The sequence below is a fragment of the Sphingomonas hengshuiensis genome, from assembly GCF_000935025.1.
In the GTDB taxonomy this organism is placed as follows: domain Bacteria; phylum Pseudomonadota; class Alphaproteobacteria; order Sphingomonadales; family Sphingomonadaceae; genus Sphingomonas; species Sphingomonas hengshuiensis.
The window spans coordinates 3,602,548-3,618,980 of the sequence record NZ_CP010836.1 but is presented as its reverse complement, the minus strand read 5'-3'; the positions used below and the strand labels follow the sequence as shown (position 1 = coordinate 3,618,980).

General features: G+C 66.3%; 16 protein-coding genes and 1 tRNA gene. 9 read left to right on the top strand and 8 right to left on the bottom strand.

Going from position 1 to position 16,433, the window contains the following annotated elements; all coding sequences use genetic code 11:
• Position 1: 1 nt before the first annotated feature.
• The gene (gene grpE, locus TS85_RS16220; RefSeq protein ID WP_044333659.1) at positions 2-568 is read left to right on the top strand and encodes a nucleotide exchange factor GrpE; all 567 of its coding nucleotides are present in this window, start codon (positions 2-4) and stop codon (positions 566-568) included.
• 193 nt (positions 569-761) lie between these two features.
• On the top strand, positions 762-1,295 hold the full coding sequence (infC, locus tag TS85_RS16215; protein ID WP_044333657.1) for a translation initiation factor IF-3: 534 nt from the start codon (positions 762-764) through the stop codon (positions 1,293-1,295).
• Between the two features lie 68 nt (positions 1,296-1,363).
• On the opposite strand, the gene TS85_RS16210 is transcribed toward infC, so the two are convergent.
• The 4 genes from TS85_RS16210 to TS85_RS16195 all read right to left on the bottom strand — a co-directional run bounded on the left by TS85_RS16210 (position 1,364) and on the right by TS85_RS16195 (position 6,210).
• A complete protein-coding gene (locus TS85_RS16210; protein ID WP_044333656.1) occupies positions 1,364-2,251 on the bottom strand; it encodes an AraC family transcriptional regulator in 888 nt (295 codons plus the stop codon).
• A 72-nt stretch (positions 2,252-2,323) separates the two neighbouring features.
• Positions 2,324-3,064 carry a glycine-rich domain-containing protein gene (locus TS85_RS16205; RefSeq protein ID WP_044333655.1) on the bottom strand — a complete coding sequence of 247 codons (741 nt, stop codon included), beginning with the start codon at positions 3,062-3,064 and terminating at the stop codon, positions 2,324-2,326.
• Positions 3,061-3,444 carry a VOC family protein gene (locus TS85_RS16200; protein WP_044333654.1) on the bottom strand — a complete coding sequence of 128 codons (384 nt, stop codon included), beginning with the start codon at positions 3,442-3,444 and terminating at the stop codon, positions 3,061-3,063. Before TS85_RS16200 ends, TS85_RS16205 begins: the two co-directional genes overlap by 4 nt.
• Positions 3,445-3,459: 15 nt before the next feature.
• Positions 3,460-6,210, bottom strand: a complete 2,751-nt coding sequence (locus TS85_RS16195) for a [protein-PII] uridylyltransferase (protein WP_044333653.1) — start codon at positions 6,208-6,210, stop codon at positions 3,460-3,462.
• Positions 6,211-6,418: 208 nt separating this feature from the next.
• Between TS85_RS16195 and TS85_RS24790 the strand changes: the two genes are divergently transcribed.
• Positions 6,419-7,420: an IS30 family transposase gene (locus TS85_RS24790; protein WP_077228416.1), complete on the top strand. Its 1,002-nt coding sequence runs from the start codon at positions 6,419-6,421 to the stop codon at positions 7,418-7,420.
• An 80-nt stretch (positions 7,421-7,500) separates the two neighbouring features.
• On the opposite strand, the gene thrS is transcribed toward TS85_RS24790, so the two are convergent.
• Complete coding sequence (thrS, locus tag TS85_RS16185; protein ID WP_173426282.1) at positions 7,501-9,492, bottom strand: threonine--tRNA ligase; 1,992 nt, start codon at positions 9,490-9,492, stop codon at positions 7,501-7,503.
• Positions 9,493-9,706: 214 nt separating this feature from the next.
• Here thrS and TS85_RS16180 point away from each other — a divergent pair, with 214 nt between their 5' ends.
• A complete protein-coding gene (locus TS85_RS16180; RefSeq protein ID WP_044333649.1) occupies positions 9,707-9,901 on the top strand; it encodes a hypothetical protein in 195 nt (64 codons plus the stop codon).
• 12 nt (positions 9,902-9,913) lie between these two features.
• Here TS85_RS16180 and TS85_RS16175 read toward each other — a convergent pair whose 3' ends face one another.
• Positions 9,914-10,750 (bottom strand): LD-carboxypeptidase, encoded by an 837-nt coding sequence (locus TS85_RS16175; RefSeq protein WP_044333647.1) that lies wholly within the window; start codon positions 10,748-10,750, stop codon positions 9,914-9,916.
• A gap of 41 nt (positions 10,751-10,791) precedes the next feature.
• Here TS85_RS16175 and TS85_RS16170 point away from each other — a divergent pair, with 41 nt between their 5' ends.
• From TS85_RS16170 to TS85_RS16155, 4 genes are all read left to right on the top strand, one after another.
• Positions 10,792-12,189, top strand: coding sequence for a UDP-N-acetylmuramate--L-alanine ligase (locus TS85_RS16170; RefSeq protein WP_044333645.1), 1,398 nt, complete (start codon positions 10,792-10,794; stop codon positions 12,187-12,189).
• Positions 12,190-12,380: 191 nt separating this feature from the next.
• Positions 12,381-12,809, top strand: a complete 429-nt coding sequence (locus TS85_RS16165; protein WP_044333643.1) for a hypothetical protein — start codon at positions 12,381-12,383, stop codon at positions 12,807-12,809.
• Positions 12,806-13,015 carry a helix-turn-helix transcriptional regulator gene (locus TS85_RS16160; protein WP_044333642.1) on the top strand — a complete coding sequence of 70 codons (210 nt, stop codon included), beginning with the start codon at positions 12,806-12,808 and terminating at the stop codon, positions 13,013-13,015. The genes TS85_RS16165 and TS85_RS16160 overlap by 4 nt, the downstream gene beginning before the upstream one ends.
• Entirely contained in the window at positions 13,012-13,917 is a 906-nt protein-coding gene (locus TS85_RS16155; protein ID WP_044333640.1) for an alpha/beta fold hydrolase, read from the top strand. The genes TS85_RS16160 and TS85_RS16155 overlap by 4 nt, the downstream gene beginning before the upstream one ends.
• Positions 13,918-13,974: 57 nt before the next feature.
• Here TS85_RS16155 and TS85_RS16150 read toward each other — a convergent pair whose 3' ends face one another.
• The gene (locus TS85_RS16150; protein ID WP_044333638.1) at positions 13,975-14,919 is read right to left on the bottom strand and encodes a DUF2171 domain-containing protein; all 945 of its coding nucleotides are present in this window, start codon (positions 14,917-14,919) and stop codon (positions 13,975-13,977) included.
• A gap of 230 nt (positions 14,920-15,149) precedes the next feature.
• On the opposite strand from TS85_RS16150, the gene TS85_RS16145 reads away from it, so the two are divergent.
• Positions 15,150-15,225: transfer RNA gene (locus TS85_RS16145), tRNA-Ala, on the top strand.
• Between the two features lie 64 nt (positions 15,226-15,289).
• Here the strand turns inward: TS85_RS16145 and TS85_RS24220 are convergent.
• A complete protein-coding gene (locus TS85_RS24220) occupies positions 15,290-16,189 on the bottom strand; it encodes an AraC family transcriptional regulator (protein WP_052507966.1) in 900 nt (299 codons plus the stop codon).
• Between the last annotated feature and the right edge of the window lie 244 nt (positions 16,190-16,433).

Here is a 16,433-nt window from a genome sequence, read left to right as displayed (position 1 = left end):
TATGTCCAAGGAAGACGAGAAAATGACTGCAGACATGCAGGACACCGATACCCCGCTGCGCGAGGAGACCGCTGAGCAGGCGCCCGAAGTGGCGACGGCAGACCGTGCCGCCGAGTTGGAGGCGCAGCTTGCCGAGGCGAAGGCGGCGGTCCTCTATGCCCAGGCCGAGACGCAGAATGTCCGCCGCCGCGCCGAGAAGGAAGCCGCCGACGCGCGCACCTATGCCGCGACGCATTTCGCGCGCGACGTGCTGTCGGTCGCCGACAATCTCACCCGCGCATTGGCCGCGATTCCGGTCGAACTGCGCGAGGACGAGAAGTTCAAGGGGCTGGTAACGGGGCTGGACGCGACCGGGCGCGAGCTGGATTCGATCTTCGCCCGCCATGGCATCTCGAAGATCGTGGCGGTGGGCGAATCGCTCGACCCCAATCGCCATCAGGCGATGATGGAACTGCCCAGCGCCGATGTCGCGCCGGGGACGGTCGTGCAGGAAATCCAGGCGGGCTATATGATCCGCGACCGGCTGTTGCGCCCGGCGCTGGTCGGGGTGGCGAAAGCGCCCGAATAAGGTGACTCGGCAGGCGCCGTCGCGATCCCCTTGTGGAATCGCGGCGGCGCGCCGATATGGAGCGATGCGCGCGCGCCACAATGCGCCGCGAATCGTACCAAAGCAGCGGTCCGGGCTACCGGATCGTGCGTTGGTGCGGTATCTAAGCCCGTTGTACTGAACGACCACAGGAGAAATACCTATCCGTCCTCCCATGACCCGGCGCCCCCTGGCGCCGCCGCCGATGAACGGCCCGCGCTTCAACGAATTCATCCAGTCGCCAAAGGTGCGGGTGATCGATCAGGACGGCGAGAATCTCGGCGTCATGTACACGCGCGAGGCGATGGAGCAGGCGCGCGAGGTAGGGCTTGATCTGGTAGAGGTGTCTCCGAACGCCGATCCGCCCGTCGCCAAGTTCCTCGACGTGGGCAAGTTCAAGTACGAGGCCCAGAAGAAGGCGAACATCGCCCGGAAATCGCAGAAGACGCAGGAGATCAAGGAGATCAAAATGCGTCCGAACATCGACGATCACGACTACGATGTGAAGATGCGGGCGATCCACAAGTTCATCGGCGAAGGCGACAAGGTCAAGGTGACGCTCCGCTTCCGCGGTCGCGAGCTTTCGCACGGCCAGCTCGGCATGGTGCTGCTCAAGCGCGTGCAGGACGACACCGCCGAAGACGCGAAGGTCGAGAGCCATCCGCGCATGGAAGGCCGCCAGATGCTGATGGTGCTCGCACCGAAGTAAGCTGATTCGGGTTTCGGACCGGACGATAAAAGGCCCCTGCCGGATGGCGGGGGCCTTTTCCGTTGGGCTCAGTCTTTTAGCGGAAGGAACAGGTCGATCACCGCTTCCTGCTCGGGCACGTCGGGGAAGAAGCGGATGCGCTGGCCGAAGAACGGAAAGTCGCGCAGTTCCTCGCCGCTGACGGGCAACCATTCGCGATACAGCCAGTCCGCCGCCGGGCGCAGCGCCGCGTCGGGCCCGGTGACGCGCAATACCGCACAGCGACCCGCGGGGATCGTCTCGACCGTCACGTCCGCCTGATCGGACACGAACCCGGCGTTCACCGTCGCACCCAGCCCGAGCCGGTGATCCTCGGCGGCGCCCTGTTCGGGGTCGGTGTGAAACAGGTTGAACGTCGCGCTGCGGCTCGGGGCCAGCCCGGTACGACGGCGCCAGTCGATGAAGCGGCGGAGCGTGTCGCCGATCAGCGCGGGGTCGCCGCGATGCTCCATCACGGCAATGCGGGTTTCGGGAAAGTGGATCAGGGTCACGTCGTCGAGCGCGAAATTGGATTGCATGGTCAGGCTCCTGGCATGGGTCAGCGGCGCCATTGCCGCCTGCCACGGAGCCCAATCGGGCGCGTCCCGAAACGCGCTGGGCGGCTGGCCGAACGCCTGGCGAAAGGCGCGCGTGAAGCTTTCGGGCGCGGCATAGCCGGCGTCGAACGCAATGTCGGTCACGCGCGCATCGGGGCGAAAGGCCAGCCGCCACGACGCCCGCTTCATCCGCGCCAGTTGCACATAACGCTGGACGGGAAGCCCGCACAAAGCCGTGAACTGGCGGTGGAAATGAAAGCGCGAAAAGGCAGCGACGCCGCTCAATAGTTCGACGTCGAGCGCTTCATCGAGATGCGCGTCGATATGATCGAGCACGCGCTCCATGCGGGACCGGTAGTGGTGGCGGGCATCGGGCGTCATGGGGTTCTCCGTGGTGCCCTTGCCCTAATTCGGCGCTTTCGGGCGCGCCTGACCGCGCTTGCGGAAATAGCATTAATCGCCCCCGCAGCCGCCGCCTCCGCAGCCATCCCCGCCGCCGTGGCTGGAATCGCCGCCATCGCTGCCGCAACTGGTTCCGCAGCCGCTCCCTCGCCGCCGATCGCGCGGCGTGCGCCAGATTGCCACAAGGATCACTGCGGCGATCACGAGCAGCACGGCGTAGGATATCCAGGCGCTGCCACCGTTTGTCCCGGTGCTGTTTGCCGCGAGCAGCCCGCACCCCGCCAGCACGGGCACCCCAAGCAGCGGCGCGACCAGGCTATGCGGGACGACCCAGGCGCGCCCGCGATCCACGCGCACGAAACGCCCGCCGAATCGCTCCACCTCGGGCGGCCACACATCGGCGGGGGGTGGCGTACCAAAGACCTGACGGTAGCGATCGAGCGTGGCCGCATATTGCGTGCGATAGCGCCGGTCCTCGTCGCGCCCGCCCGCCGTAGGGCCGTGGTGGAGCGCGCGCCCCAGCACCGCTCCGCACAGATCGTCCCAATAGCTGCGCGTATAGGCGAGGTGGAGATGCCAGGCCTGGTCGACGGCATCCGACGGCGTTACCGGATGCGACGCCGTCGCTGCCAGAAACAGAAAGCGCCGATATTCGCGATCGACGCGGCGCGCATAGGCTGGCGGCCAGCCGTTTTCGCGCGCGAGCCGACCTACGAAAGACAGGGCAGCGCCGTCCGGATCGATCGCCAGCGCCTCGACGCGCGCCAGCAGCGCCGCATCTTCGGGCGTCATTGCGCAGGCGGCTCCCACAATTCGATCGGGTTGCCCTCGGGGTCGTGGATGCGCGCGAAGCGCCCGGTTTCGGGGGTGTCCCATTCGGGCTTGGTAGTGATCTCGACACCCGCCGCGTTGAGTTGCTCCAGCAGGCTGTCGATGTCGGTCACGCGCAGGTTGAGCATCACCTGCTTGTCGGCGGCGAAATAGTCGCTGTCGGCCTTGAACGGTTCGAACACCACCGGCCCCGGCTCGGGGTGCCAGAACCAGTCGCTGGTCTCGCCCTGCGCATCGCGCCCGCATCCGCCGCCGACGCCCAGCATCTCGCGATACCAGGTCTTCAGCCCCTCCGGATCCTTCGCGCGAAAGAAATAGCCGCCCAATCCGATCACCGGCATTGCAACTCCCCCCTGCTAAGCGGCCTGTTCGCTGATCTCCTGCCCGCCTGCTGCCTCCAGCAGACGGCGTTCGATGGCTTTCAATCGCGCCGCGCTTTCGATCTTATCACCGATCAAATCCGTGAGGTAGAACGTATCCACGGCGCGCTCGCCATAGGTGGCGACGTGCGCCGAATGGATCGTCACCTTCGACTGGAACAGCGCGTGCGCCAGTGCATAGAGCAGCGCGGGGCGGTCGCGCGCGTTGACTTCGATCACGGTGAAGCGGTTCGACGCGTTGTTGTCGATGAACACATTGGGTTCGATCGCAAAGGCGTCGGCGCGCAGCCGCGGTAGCGGGCGGGTGCGCAGCCGTTCGGACAGCTTGGCGCGGTTTGCCAGCGCGTCGGCGATGCTCGTCTTGATCCGGCCCAGCCTCGCCTCTTCGTCGAACGGGCGGCCCAGCGGGTCCTGGACGAGGAAATTGTCGAGTGCCATGCCGTCGCGCGTGGTGTGAATGCGCGCATCGATGATGTTGCCGCCCGCGACATGGATTGCCCCTGCGATGCGATAGAACAGCCCCGGATGGTCGGACGCATAGACCGTCACCAGCGTCGCGCCGCGATCCGGATAGACCTGCGCCTCGATCGATAGCTGTGAATCGCCTGCCGCATCGACCAGCCGGGCGTTGCGTTCCAGCACGTCGAGCGGTTCGGCGATCCAATAGGGCTCGGTCATCCGCCCATTGAGCGCGGCCATGCGACCGGCATCCCAGCCCAGAATGGCCGCCAGCGCCTCTTGTTTCGCGGCGATGCGTTCGCCCCGGCCCTTCTGCTTGTGGCCGAGCCGCAGCACTTCCTCGGTCGCCTCGAACAAATTGGTGAGCAACTGCCGCTTCCAGCTGTTCCACACGCCGGGGCCGACTGCGCGGATATCGACGATCGTCAGCGCGAGCAGCAGCCGCAGCCGTTCCACGCTCTGCACATGGCCGGCAAAGTCGAGGATCGTCTTGAAGTCCGACAGGTCGCGCTTGAACGCCGTCGCCGACATCAGCAGGTGCCAGCGGACCAGCCATGCCACCGTCTCGGTCTCCGCCGCGGTCATCCCCAGGCGCGGGCACAGCCGCTCGGCGACTTCGGCGCCCAGCAGCGAATGATCGCCGCCGCGCCCCTTGGCGATGTCGTGGAGCAGCACCGAGACGTACAGCGCGCGGCGTGACACGATCTGGCGGAAGATGCCGCTGGCGAGCGGATGGTCCTCGGCCAGTTCGCCCTTCTCGATCTGGTTGAGCAGCCCGATCGCGCGGATCGAGTGTTCGTCGACGGTGTAGTGATGGTACATGTCGAACTGCATTTGCGCGACGACGCGACCGAAATCGGGGACGAAGCGCCCGAACACCCCCGCCTCGTTCATCCAGCGCAGCACGGTTTCGGGATCGCGGGGCGATGTCAGCACGTCGAGGAACAGGGCGTTGGCGCGCGGAACTTCCCGAACATCGTCCACAAGCTTTGCATCGCGGGTCGCGGCGCGCATCGCGAGCGGGTGGATTTCGAGGCCGTGGAGGTCGGCGAGCTGGAACAATTCGACCAGCCGCACCGGGTCTTCGGCAAAGAAATCGTCGCGGGGCAGCGCCAGCCGTCCGCGATCCAGGGAAAATCCTTTTAGTTTCCGTGGTTTACGGAACATCTTGGGCAGTCCGAACCGCCCGCCGCGCGCCGCGAATTTCTCGTCCAGATGCGCGAGGAACACGCCGGTCAGGTCGCCCACGACCTTCGCCTGGAGGAAGTAGAAGCGCATGAAACGCTCGACCTTCGACATGCCCGGCCGGTCCGAAAAGCGCATCCGCTCGGCGATCTCGCGCTGGACGTCGAAGGTCAGCCGGTCCTCGGCGCGCGCAGCGATGTGGTGGAGCTGGCAGCGGACTGCCCAGAGGAAATTCTCGGCGCGGCGGAACTGGCGATATTCCTGCCGCGTCAGCAGCCCCGCCTCGACGAGTTCGGCGGTTTCGCGGACATTATAGGCATATTTGCCGATCCAGAAGAGCGTGTGCAGGTCGCGCAGCCCGCCCTTGCCCTCCTTGATATTGGGTTCGACGACATAGCGGCTGTCGCCCATCCTTTTGTGCCGCGCATTCCGCTCGTCGAGCTTCTGCGCGATGAAGGTGCGCGCGGTATCGGCCTGGACCTCGGCCTTGAAGCGCTTGGCGGCCTCGTCGTACAGGTCGGTGTCGCCCCAGACATAGCGTGCCTCGAGCAGCGCGGTGCGGACGGTGACATCGGCCTTGGCCTGGCGGACCATGTCGTCGAGCGAGCGCGACGAATGCCCGACCTTCAATTGCATGTCCCACAGCGAATAGAGCATCGATTCGATCACCTGCTCGCTCCAGCCGGTGACTTTCCAGGGCGTGAGAAAGCCGATGTCGATGTCCGAATGCGGCGCCATCTCGCCGCGGCCATAGCCGCCGACCGCGACCAAAGCCATGCGCTGCGACGTGGTGGGATTGGGATTGCGGTGGAGCCGCTGGGTCGTGAAATCCCATAGCAGCCGCAGGATCTGGTCGGTCAGGAACGCGCCCGCCGCCGCAATCTCCAGCCCGCGCGAGGGATGCTCCTCCAGCCGCCGCGCAATCTCCGCCTGCCCGGCGTCGAGCGCGGCCTTGAGCTCGATCGTCGCGGCGCGGCGCAGCGCCGTCGCATCGGGCGCCTCGAGCGCAGCCAGCCGGTCCGCGACGCCCCGCCGGTCGATCAGGGCGCGGCGGTTGGGGACGGAGTCAAAGCGGGAGGACATGGCAACCGAGATAGGAGGCTTATCGCGCCGCGTCACCCCCGCCGGTTGCCCGGCGGGGGTGGGGAGTCGCTTATGCGAGAAGATTGTTATCCTGACGAAAGTCAGGATCCATTCGTGGCTCCGTCTGTCTCTTTTGGTCCAGCGGAGTGGCTGAATGGGTCCCCCGGACTCACGGAACAAGTGCACCACCTGCTAAGGTGATTGCGCGATGGGACGACATTACAGGCAGCTCAGCCTCGACGAGCGGATCGAGATATGCCGCCTTCATGAAGGCGGTATATCTTGCCGACAGATTGCCACCGCGATCGGGCGTGATCACACGACGGTCGGTCGGGAACTCAGGCGCAATAGCAAGCCGACCAAGGTCTGGCCCGGCGGCTATGCGCCCGGGCGTGCCCATAGGCTCGCGATCAGACGACGACGATGGGACTGCCGTTTCAAGCTGGCGCGCCAGCCGGACCTGCGAGATATCGTGAAGAACGGCCTTGCGATGGGATGCTCTCCCGAACAGATCGCCGGCCGACTGGCGCTTGAGCACGGTCGCACCATGGTCAGCCACGAGTCAATCTATCGATACGTCTATCATCGCTCGGCCCAGAAGGACTACTGGCACCGCCTTCTGCCCCGCTGCAAGGCAAGGCGCGGCCGCTATGGCCGCCAGGGCGGAAGCCCGGCCAGCTTCATCAAACAGCGCAGGCCGATCGGCGAACGCCCCCTCGAAGCCCGGGATCGCGCACAGCCGGGCCATTGGGAAGCCGACTATATGCTGTTCGCCCGATATGGGCACAATGTCCTCGTCCTGCACGAGCGCCACACACGCTACACCATCCTCGACAAGCCACCCCACCGCAGAGCCGAGCTGACCGCACGCCGGATCACCCGCAGACTGCGCCATATCCCCCAGGATCTGCGCAGGACCATCAGCTTCGACAACGGCACCGAGTTCGCCGAACATCACCGCCTTCACGACAGCCTCGGCATCCAGACCTTCTTCTGCGATGTCCGAGCCCCATGGCAAAAGGGCGGTGTCGAAAACACCATCGGCCGACTGCGCCGAAGCCTGCCTCGCAAAACCGACCTCGACACCGTCAGCCACAGACAACTCCGTGCCTGTGCCGACCGGCTCAACAACATCCCCAGAAAATGCCTTGGCTTCCTCACACCCGCCGAGGCATTCTCCAAAATCTCAACCGGTGCACTTCAACCGTGAGTCCACATCCCAGCCTTCGCTGGGATGACGGCGTTAAGGTTTGCCCGTTTCCTCATCCGATCGCCCGGCGGGGGCGCCGCTCATTTCAGATCGGGCGGAGTCGCCTCGTCGATCAGCCGCGCCACTGCCTCGTCGAGCGTCAGCATCTGCTGGCCCTGGCTGCCCAGCACGCGGAGCGCGACGGTGCCTTCCTCGGCCTCGCGCTTGCCGACGACCAGCAGGTTCGGGACCTTGGCCAGCGAATGTTCGCGCACCTTGTAGTTGATCTTCTCGTTGCGCAGGTCGCTCTCGACGCGAATGCCCGCTGCCTTCAGCTTTTCCACCACCGCGAGCGCATAGTCGTCGGCATCCGACACGATCGTCGCGACCACCGCCTGCACCGGGGCGAGCCAGGTGGGCAGGCGCCCGGCGAAATGTTCGATCAGGATGCCGATGAACCGCTCATACGACCCGAAGATCGCGCGGTGGAGCATGATCGGGCGGTGGCGCTCGCCATCCTCGCCGACATAGCTGGCGTCGAGCCGGTCGGGCAGCACGCGGTCCGACTGGATCGTGCCGACCTGCCAGGTGCGGCCGATCGCGTCGGTCAGATGCCATTCGAGCTTGGGCGCGTAGAAGGCGCCTTCGCCGGGCAGTTCCTCCCAGCCATATTCCTCGGTCGCGAGCCCCGCCGTGACCACGGCGTTGCGCAGCTCGGTCTCGGCCTTGTCCCACATCTCTTCGGTGCCGAAGCGCTTGTCGGGGCGCAGCGCGAGCTTGATCGCATAGGTGAAGCCGAAATCCTTGTAGATGCGGTCGGCGAGCGCGCAAAAGGCGCGGACCTCGTCGACGATCTGGTCCTCGCGGCAGAAGATGTGCGCGTCGTCCTGCGTGAACTGGCGGACGCGCATCAGCCCGTGCAGCGCGCCGTGCGGCTCGTTGCGGTGGCAGCAGCCATTTTCGTAGAGGCGCAGCGGCAGGTCGCGATAGGATTTGATCCCCTGGCGGAAGATCAGGACGTGTGCCGGGCAGTTCATCGGCTTGAGCGCCATCCACTGCGCGTCGTTCGACACGATCGGGCCGTCATCCTCGGTATTGGGCACCTCGTCGGGGATGACGAACATATTCTCGCGATATTTGCCCCAATGGCCCGACTGCTCCCATTGGCGCGCGTCCATCACCTGTGGCGTCTTGACCTCGCGATAGCCCGCGCCGTCGATCGCGCGGCGCATATAGGCCTCGAGCGCGCGCCAGATCGTGAAGCCGTGCGGGTGCCAGAACACGCTGCCATGCGCTTCCGCCTGCAAGTGGAACAGGTCCATTTCCTGCCCCAGCTTGCGATGGTCGCGCTTGGCGGCTTCCTCCAGCCGAGTCAGATGCTCCTGGAGCTGCTTCTTGTTGAGCCAGCCGGTGCCGTAGATGCGGCTGAGCATCGCGTTGTTCTGGTCGCCGCGCCAATAGGCGCCCGAGACGCGCGTGAGCTTGAAGGCATCGGGCGCGACCTTGCCGGTCGAGGCGAGGTGGGGGCCGCGGCACATGTCGAGCCAGGCATCCGCGCCCTTGCCCGCGCGATAGACGGTCAGTTCCTCGCCCTCGGGCAGTTCGGCGGCCCATTCGGCCTTGAAGGTCTCACCCTCTGCCTGCCAGCGCGCGATCAGATCGGCGCGCGACCAGACTTCGCGGATCAGCGGCTCGTCCTTCGCGATGATGCGGCGCATCTCCTCCTCGATCGCGGGCAGGTCCTCCTCGGTGAAGGGGCGGTCCTTTGGCGCGAAGTCGTAATAGAAGCCGTCATCGGTCGAGGGGCCGAAGGTGATCTGCGTGCCGGGGAACAGATGCTGCACCGCCTCGGCCAGGATATGCGCATAATCGTGGCGCGCGAGTTCGAGCGCGTCCTTCTCGTCGCGGGCGGTGACGAGCGCGAGCTGGGCGTCGCCGTCGAACGGGCGACCGATGTCGCGCAGCTCGCCATCGACGCGCGCGGCGAGCGCCGCCTTGGCGAGGCCGGGGCCGATCGCGGCGGCGATGTCCGCCGGGGTAGTCCCCGGGGCTACCTCACGGACGGAACCGTCGGGCAGCGTTATGCGGAACATCTCGGACACGGGGAATACTCGCTTGATAGAGGGTTTTGGAGCGCGGCTTATGCCTGTGCAGGCGCGATATAGGCAAGCCGAGTCGATTTTGCGCGAAAACCGGGGCTCGCTTCACAAAAACGCATCAATTCTGTTGCAGTTGCGTAACGATAAGGGTCTTATCAGCAAGGGGCGTGATCGGGAAACCGACGCGCGAATCGGGGGGGGCGCACCGATGGAATCCGATGAACGTTATTATCGCCGGCGATTTGCCGAGGAGCTTGCCGCTGCCAAGCGGTCGGTGACCCCCGCGGGGGCGGAGCGGCGTATCCTGCTGGCGCGATCCTTCGCGCAGCGGCTGGGCATTCCGGAGTCATCGGCGTTTGGCGCGGCGGCCCCGGCACGAAGCTGGATACTCGAACTCGAATAGGCGCGGGTCCGGTCAGGACAGGCCGAACGGCACCACGCGGTTCAGCTCGACATGGCCGATCTCGGCGCGACCGAGATAGGGCACGTTCATGTCGCGGCACCAGCGGACGATCATCTGGTCGATCGTCTCGCCGAAGCTGTACGTCCCTTCCTTTTCGCCATTGTCCTTGATCGCCGAGACCGCGCCGAGCCGCACCCCCGCAATCCCCTTCAGCTGAGTGGCGTGCGCCATCTGGAACAGCATGCGGTCGATCCGGTACAGCGGCTCGTCGACTTCCTCGATCATCAGGACATGGTCGGTGAGGTCGGGCAGCCACTGCGTCCCGATCAGCGCCGTCAGGATCGACAGGTTGAAGGCGGCGGCGGGGCGGCGATCGGTGGCGAGGCTGGGCTCAAGGCCGCTTTTGTCGCCGTCGATCAGCCAGCCGAGCACCCAGCCGGTCGATTCGCCCTTGTCGTTGCGCCCCAGGCTGCTCGCCATCGATCCATGCGCCTGGCGCCCGATGCCACGCGCATAGAGCGCGCCGAGCAGGAACCCCATGTCCGAAAAGCCGATATAGGTCTTGTGCCGCGCCGCCGGCCCGAGCTGGGGCATCACCGTGTCAAGAATGCGGTTCGACCCATAGCCGCCGCGCGCGAACCAGATCGCGTCGAACGCGGGATCATTGGCAAATTCGAGGAAGGCGGCGGCGCGCACCGAATCGGGGCCGGCGAAATGGCCTTCCTCCAGATAGCATTGCGGGTGGAACACGATGTCGTGATCGGGATAGGTCAACGCCATGAACGCGGCGAGCCGCAGCGAGGATTCCCTGCTGACCGTCCGTGCCGGTGCCACTACTCCGATACGCATAAGCTTGCCCCTTGCCGTCAAACTGGCGATAGCGCGAGGCGATGGATCATCGCAAACCTTACTTCTTCGTCGGGATCGGCGGATCGGGAATGATGCCGCTGGCGATGATCCTGGCGGGGCAGGGGGCCACCGTCGCGGGATCGGACCGCAGCCTCGACCAGGCACGGCTGCCCGCCAAGTTCGACGACCTGCGCCGCCGGGGCGTGGCGCTGTTCCCGCAGGACGGCAGCGGGATCGTGTCGGCGGACCAGATCGTGGTGGCATCGGCGGCGATCGAGGCGACCGTGGCCGACATGGTCGCGGCGGAGGTGGTGGGGGCGGAGCGGATGACGCGGCCCGAGCTGCTCTCGGCGCTGTTCAACGCCGCGCCGCAATCGATCGGGGTGGCGGGGACCAGCGGCAAATCGACCGTGACCGGCATGATCGGCTGGATGCTCCACGCGCTGGGCCGCGATCCGACGGTGATGAACGGGGCGGTGATGAAGAATTTCGCCACGCCCGACGCGCCCTTTGCCAGCGCGCTGGTGGGGGAGGGCGGGACCTTCGTCAGCGAAGTCGACGAGAGCGACGGGTCGATCGCGCTGTATCGCCCGCACATCGCGGTGCTCAACAATGTCAGCCTCGACCATAAGTCGCTGGAGGAACTGCGCGCGCTGTTCGGTGGGTTCATCGCGCGGGCGGCGACGGCGGTGGTCAACCTCGACAATGAAGAAGGCGCGGCGCTGGCGATGGCGTTGCCGCCGGGGCGGTTGCTGACCTTCGCGATCGAGGGCGAGGCCGATCTGGTCGCGCGCGGGATCGAGGCGGCGCCGTTCGGGTCCAGCTTTGAGCTGGTCGAGCGCGGGGGCGTGCCGGTGCGGGTGACGCTGGCGGTGCCGGGGCGGCACAATGTCGCCAATGCGCTGGCGGCGATCGGCGCGGTGCGGGCTAGCGGCGTCGAACTGGCCGATGCGGTGCGCGCGATTGCGGGGTTTGCGGGGCTCAAGCGGCGGTTCGAGCTGGTCGGCGAGGCGGGCGGGGTCGCCGTGATCGACGATTTCGGGCACAACCCCGACAAGATCGCCGCGACTTTGGACACGCTCCACACCTTTCCGGGGCGGTTGCTGCTGCTGTTCCAGCCGCATGGCTATGGCCCGCTGAAAGTGATGCGCGCCGAGCTGGTCGCGATGTTCGCGGCGAAGCTGGCGGCGGACGACCTGCTCGTGCTGCCCGATCCGGTCTATCAGGGCGGCACCGTCGCGCGCGAGGTTACCAGCGCGGACATCGTGCGCGACGTCGCGGTAACGGGCGCAGCGGCGCTGCACATCCCCGATCGCGCGGCGGCGGCGGCGCATCTGGTCGCGCAGGCGCGGCCCGGCGACCGCATCGTGGTGATGGGCGCGCGCGACGACACGCTGAGCCTGCTCGCGGCGGATATGGTGGAGCGGCTGCGCGGCTGAGGCTGCGCTGCGCCTTTCGAACAGGACGAACATTGCCCAGAGCGCGGGTCCTTGCGGCCTGCGGGCGCTGTCGCGTGGGCGGTTGGCTTGCTTGACAGATGGGACAGGGTGCTTTGCTTTGTGGAAAGTGTGGTTGACATTGGCGCGCAGCGGCGTAAAGCTCCCTTTACTGATTCGAAAGGGAGCTTGTCATGTTCAGCCTCAACCAGCGCCATAACCCGGCCCAGAAGCGCTATATCCGGCGGTTCATGCCGGTGATGGCGCTCTATGTCGTCACGCTGTTCGCCTGTGTGTGGTGGATGCGCCATGCCGAGCCGCAGGGCGCGCTGCTGGTGCTGCTTTCGGTGCTGCCGTCGGTGCCGATCCTGGCGGTGATCGTGGTGATGGGGATGTACCTGGCCGAGGAGCGCGACGAGTTCATTCGCTCGCGCCTCGTCACTGCGATGATCGGTGGGATCGGCATCCTGCTCGCCGTCACTAGTGTGTGGGGCTTTCTGGAGAATGGCGGCGTGGTCCCGCATTTCGAGACGATGCTCGCCTTCCCCTTGTGGTGCGGCAGCTTCGGGCTGGTCCAGTGCGCGATGGGCCTGCGCGACCGGATGACGGGAGGCGGCGAATGAAGAACCGCCTGCGCGTGCTGCGCGCCGAGCGTGCCTGGAGCCAGCAGGACCTGGCCGAGCGGCTGGAGGTGTCGCGCCAGAGCGTCAACGCGATCGAGACCGGGCGCTACGACCCCTCGCTGCCGCTCGCCTTCCGCATCGCCGACCTGTTCGACATGCCGATCGAAGCCATTTTCACCAATCCCGCCAAGGAGCAGAACCCATGATCCGCCAGCTCACCTATGCCGCGCTTGCCGCCGTGACGATCCCCGCCATGCTCAATCCCGCGCCGGCGAAGTGCCAAAGCGCCACCGCCGCCGCCGCCCCGATCCAGATGGAGCATATCTCGGTCGAAGTGACGGGCAAGGGCAGCCCGGTGATCCTGATCCCCGGTCTCACCACGCCGCGCGCGGTTTGGGACGGCGTCGCGCCCGATCTCGCCAGGACGCACAAGGTCTATCTGGTGCAGGTCAACGGCTTTGGCGGCGACGATCCGCGCGCCAATCTGAAGCCCGGGATGCTCGCGGGCGCCGTCGCGGAACTCCACGCGCTGATCGTGCGCGAGAAGCTGGCCGGGGCGGCGGTGGTTGGGCATTCGATGGGCGGGCTGGCGGGGCTGCTGCTCGCCAAGGCGCATCCGGGCGATGTCGGCAAGCTGATGGTGGTCGATGCGCTGCCCTATGTCGGGGTGATCTTCGCCCCCGGCGCGACCGTCGCGATGATCGAGCCGACCGCAGTGGCGATCCGCGACCAGTTCCTGAGCCAATATGGCAAGCCGCAGGACCCCGCCGCCGCTGCCGGAGTCGCCGCGACGCAGGCGATGAAGCCCGAATCGCGGGCGCAGGTGGCGAAGTGGATCGCCGCCGCCGATCCGCGCGTGACCGGGCTCGCCTTTTACGACGACGCCACCACCGATCTGCGCCCCGACCTGGCGGGGATCGCGACGCCGATCACCCTGGTCTATCCCTGGGGCGGGCGGCTGCCCAAAGAGCGCGCCGACGCGCTGTATCATGGCGAATATGCCAGCGCGCCGCAGGTGCGCTTCGTCGATGTCGGCGACAGCGGGCATTTCGTGATGCTCGACCAGCCCGAGGCGTTTCGCGCGGCGCTGGCGGCGTTCCTCGGCTGAACGCGAAGCGGCCCGGGGATCGCTCCCCGGGCCGCATTGTCGCTTCGATGCGGGACCTTAATAGGTGCCCGAGAAGCTCCGGTTGAGGTTGCCCGTGGTGCTCCAGCTCGAATCGTCCTGCGCATCGTCCTTGTCGAACATCGCGCCCGAACGCTCCTCGTCCTTCCAATGCGCCTTGGCCTCGTCGGCGGTCTTGCGGAGCGTCACCTTGTCATCGACATGATGGATCCAGCGCGACGGGATCGAATGATGATGCCCGCCCGCCTCGCTATCGGTCTTGGTCAGGATCACGCGGTCGCCGCGCACCTTGTCGACCGTGCCGACATGGCTGCCGTCCGAGCCGACTACATCCATATGCTCGGTCACGCGGCGCAGGCTGTCGCGCTGGCCCTGGCGATCGGTGCGCCAGCCGGAGAATTCATCCTCGAAGCGCTTGGCGTTCTCGCGGCGATACTCGTCATAATCCTTGTCGAGCTCGGCGATCCGCTGGCGGCGCCACGTATGATAATGGTCGTCGCGGCCCGAGCTGTCGCGCCCGCCTTCGGTGCGCGCGGTATAGTCGTCATAGCGCTGGTCGCGCTCGCGGCGGCGTTCGGCGTCCTCGTCGCCGAACCACGAGCGGACTTCGTCGCCCGCGCGCTCGAAAAAGCCGCGATCGTCGCCATAGCGATCCTGCCCGCGCTGCTCCTGGGGGCCATAGCCGTCGCGGCGGCTTTGCGAGCCATAGCCGCGATTGCGCGATTCCTGATCGCGATAGGCCGGCGAGCCGCCGCCCCAGTCGCGCGTCTGGCTGGCATAGCGCGGTTCGCCGCCCTGCCAGCGCGAGTCATCGCGATGCGCACCGGCGCCGTAATCGGATCGGTCGCGGCGACCGCCCAGTTCGCCGGCGGCGGCGTAATCGCGCGCGCTCGAATAATAATTGTCGCGGCCCGAGCCGTAATCCTGCGTATCGCGGCTGCCATAGCCGTCGCGCGGACCATAGCGATTGTTGCGGTCGTTCATCTTCGCTCTCCTGCTTGTCTTCGGGACAAGGCGTCGCGGCCATCGACATGGCGACCGCGCGTCCGGCGATTCAAGCGAGCGAGAGGCCGATCCGGTTCCCGCGATCGGACGCGGCACGCGGCGGTTCGGCGCATCGCGGGACCGGCCCGGCGAGGCGATTTAAGCCGGTTGCATCGCGCATCCGCTGGGGTTAAGGGGTGCGCCTCCCAGCGCAACTGGGGTCCGGCGGCGGGGCTGTAGCTCAGATGGGAGAGCGCTGCAATCGCACTGCAGAGGTCAGGGGTTCGATTCCCCTCAGCTCCACCACGCCAGCAAAAAATGCACGGAAATCCAACCCCTTCGGGGGACCCCATCCAATCCGTCCGATTCCTCAACGCGCGACGTCGACGATGTCCAGCGCGGACAGGGCCGCGCCCGTCACCAGCCTGCGCGCGCGCAGGGCGGCGCGGGTGTAAGGCATGTCGATTGCCAGAAATCGGCGCGGCGTCATCCCAAGGAAGCGATTGGCATCGCGGATGAAATGCGAGGCGTCGTGATAGCCGGGTGCTATCGCCGAGAAATCCGGAACGTCCGGCTGGAGCAGCATGCCCGTCAGCGCGCGCAGGAAGCGCGTCCGCATCGAGAGGATCTTGGGCGGGAAACCGAAATAGCGTTTCGTCAGCCCAAGCAGCGCCCGCTTTCCGATCCCGACCCGGGCTGCTGCGCCGGCCAGATCATGCGTGCGTTCGTCGCCGAGCAGCGCGGCAATTGCGGCAATCAGTTTCTCCTGCGGATGGGGTGGCGGCATGCGGTTGAGGAAAAAATCGTCGAGCACGCCTTTGACCTGCGCACCGCGATCGGATCGTTCGATCCCCGTGATAAGGTCCTCGCTCCAGCCCGGCGGCAGAAGCTCGTCGAGTGGGGTAATGCGATCCCGCAGCAATTCCGCCGACGGCTGGAACAGCCGCGCCCAGGCTAGCGGCCCGATATCGATGGCGACGGTGACCCCGCCATAGGCCGAGACCGGCATCGCCCTGCTGGTCACGCCGAACAGCATGGCAGCCCGGAGCGCGGGATAATGTCGATTGCGGATCGTGATCTGAAGCGGATCGGGCGCCAATATGATCCACAGCCTTGCCCACCCAGGCAATACCCAATTGACCGCGCCCGATTGAACGGCCGGATCGGAATCGAGCACGCTATAGCTAGACAACACCGGCCGCAACGGATCGGCGGCCAGCTCGTAGCGGAGCGCCGTTCCGGGGGGCAGGCAAAAGTCCGCAGCCTGCACGCCGGGCGTGTGGCTGCCGCTGAGGATCAGCGGAATGTCCTGCCGGCCAATTTCTATCCCGTCCCGATGGTGTGCGCGGGGGCTTACCGATGTGTCTCAGCACACGCAAGGTGATTGGAATTGCTCGAAGATGCGCTTTTGTAAGGAAATACAGGCTCGCGCTTTGGTAAACTCGCATAGCTGGGGCTAAGTCTATGGGGCCGAGCAGCCGCACGGTTGGCCCGACCTGACGATTGCATATCGA

Excerpts from the sequence above, each read along its gene's own strand:
- grpE (WP_044333659.1), top strand. The coding sequence starts at position 2 with ATGTCCAAGGAAGACGAGAAAATGACTGCAGACATGCAGGACACCGAT.
- infC (WP_044333657.1), top strand. The coding sequence starts at position 762 with ATGACCCGGCGCCCCCTGGCGCCGCCGCCGATGAACGGCCCGCGCTTC.
- TS85_RS16210 (WP_044333656.1), bottom strand. The coding sequence starts at position 2,251 with ATGACGCCCGATGCCCGCCACCACTACCGGTCCCGCATGGAGCGCGTG.
- TS85_RS16205 (WP_044333655.1), bottom strand. The coding sequence starts at position 3,064 with ATGACGCCCGAAGATGCGGCGCTGCTGGCGCGCGTCGAGGCGCTGGCG.
- TS85_RS16200 (WP_044333654.1), bottom strand. The coding sequence starts at position 3,444 with ATGCCGGTGATCGGATTGGGCGGCTATTTCTTTCGCGCGAAGGATCCG.
- TS85_RS16195 (WP_044333653.1), bottom strand. The coding sequence starts at position 6,210 with ATGTCCTCCCGCTTTGACTCCGTCCCCAACCGCCGCGCCCTGATCGAC.
- TS85_RS24790 (WP_077228416.1), top strand. The coding sequence starts at position 6,419 with ATGGGACGACATTACAGGCAGCTCAGCCTCGACGAGCGGATCGAGATA.
- thrS (WP_173426282.1), bottom strand. The coding sequence starts at position 9,492 with ATGTTCCGCATAACGCTGCCCGACGGTTCCGTCCGTGAGGTAGCCCCG.
- TS85_RS16180 (WP_044333649.1), top strand. The coding sequence starts at position 9,707 with ATGGAATCCGATGAACGTTATTATCGCCGGCGATTTGCCGAGGAGCTT.
- TS85_RS16175 (WP_044333647.1), bottom strand. The coding sequence starts at position 10,750 with ATGCGTATCGGAGTAGTGGCACCGGCACGGACGGTCAGCAGGGAATCC.
- TS85_RS16170 (WP_044333645.1), top strand. The coding sequence starts at position 10,792 with ATGGATCATCGCAAACCTTACTTCTTCGTCGGGATCGGCGGATCGGGA.
- TS85_RS16165 (WP_044333643.1), top strand. The coding sequence starts at position 12,381 with ATGTTCAGCCTCAACCAGCGCCATAACCCGGCCCAGAAGCGCTATATC.
- TS85_RS16160 (WP_044333642.1), top strand. The coding sequence starts at position 12,806 with ATGAAGAACCGCCTGCGCGTGCTGCGCGCCGAGCGTGCCTGGAGCCAG.
- TS85_RS16155 (WP_044333640.1), top strand. The coding sequence starts at position 13,012 with ATGATCCGCCAGCTCACCTATGCCGCGCTTGCCGCCGTGACGATCCCC.
- TS85_RS16150 (WP_044333638.1), bottom strand. The coding sequence starts at position 14,919 with ATGAACGACCGCAACAATCGCTATGGTCCGCGCGACGGCTATGGCAGC.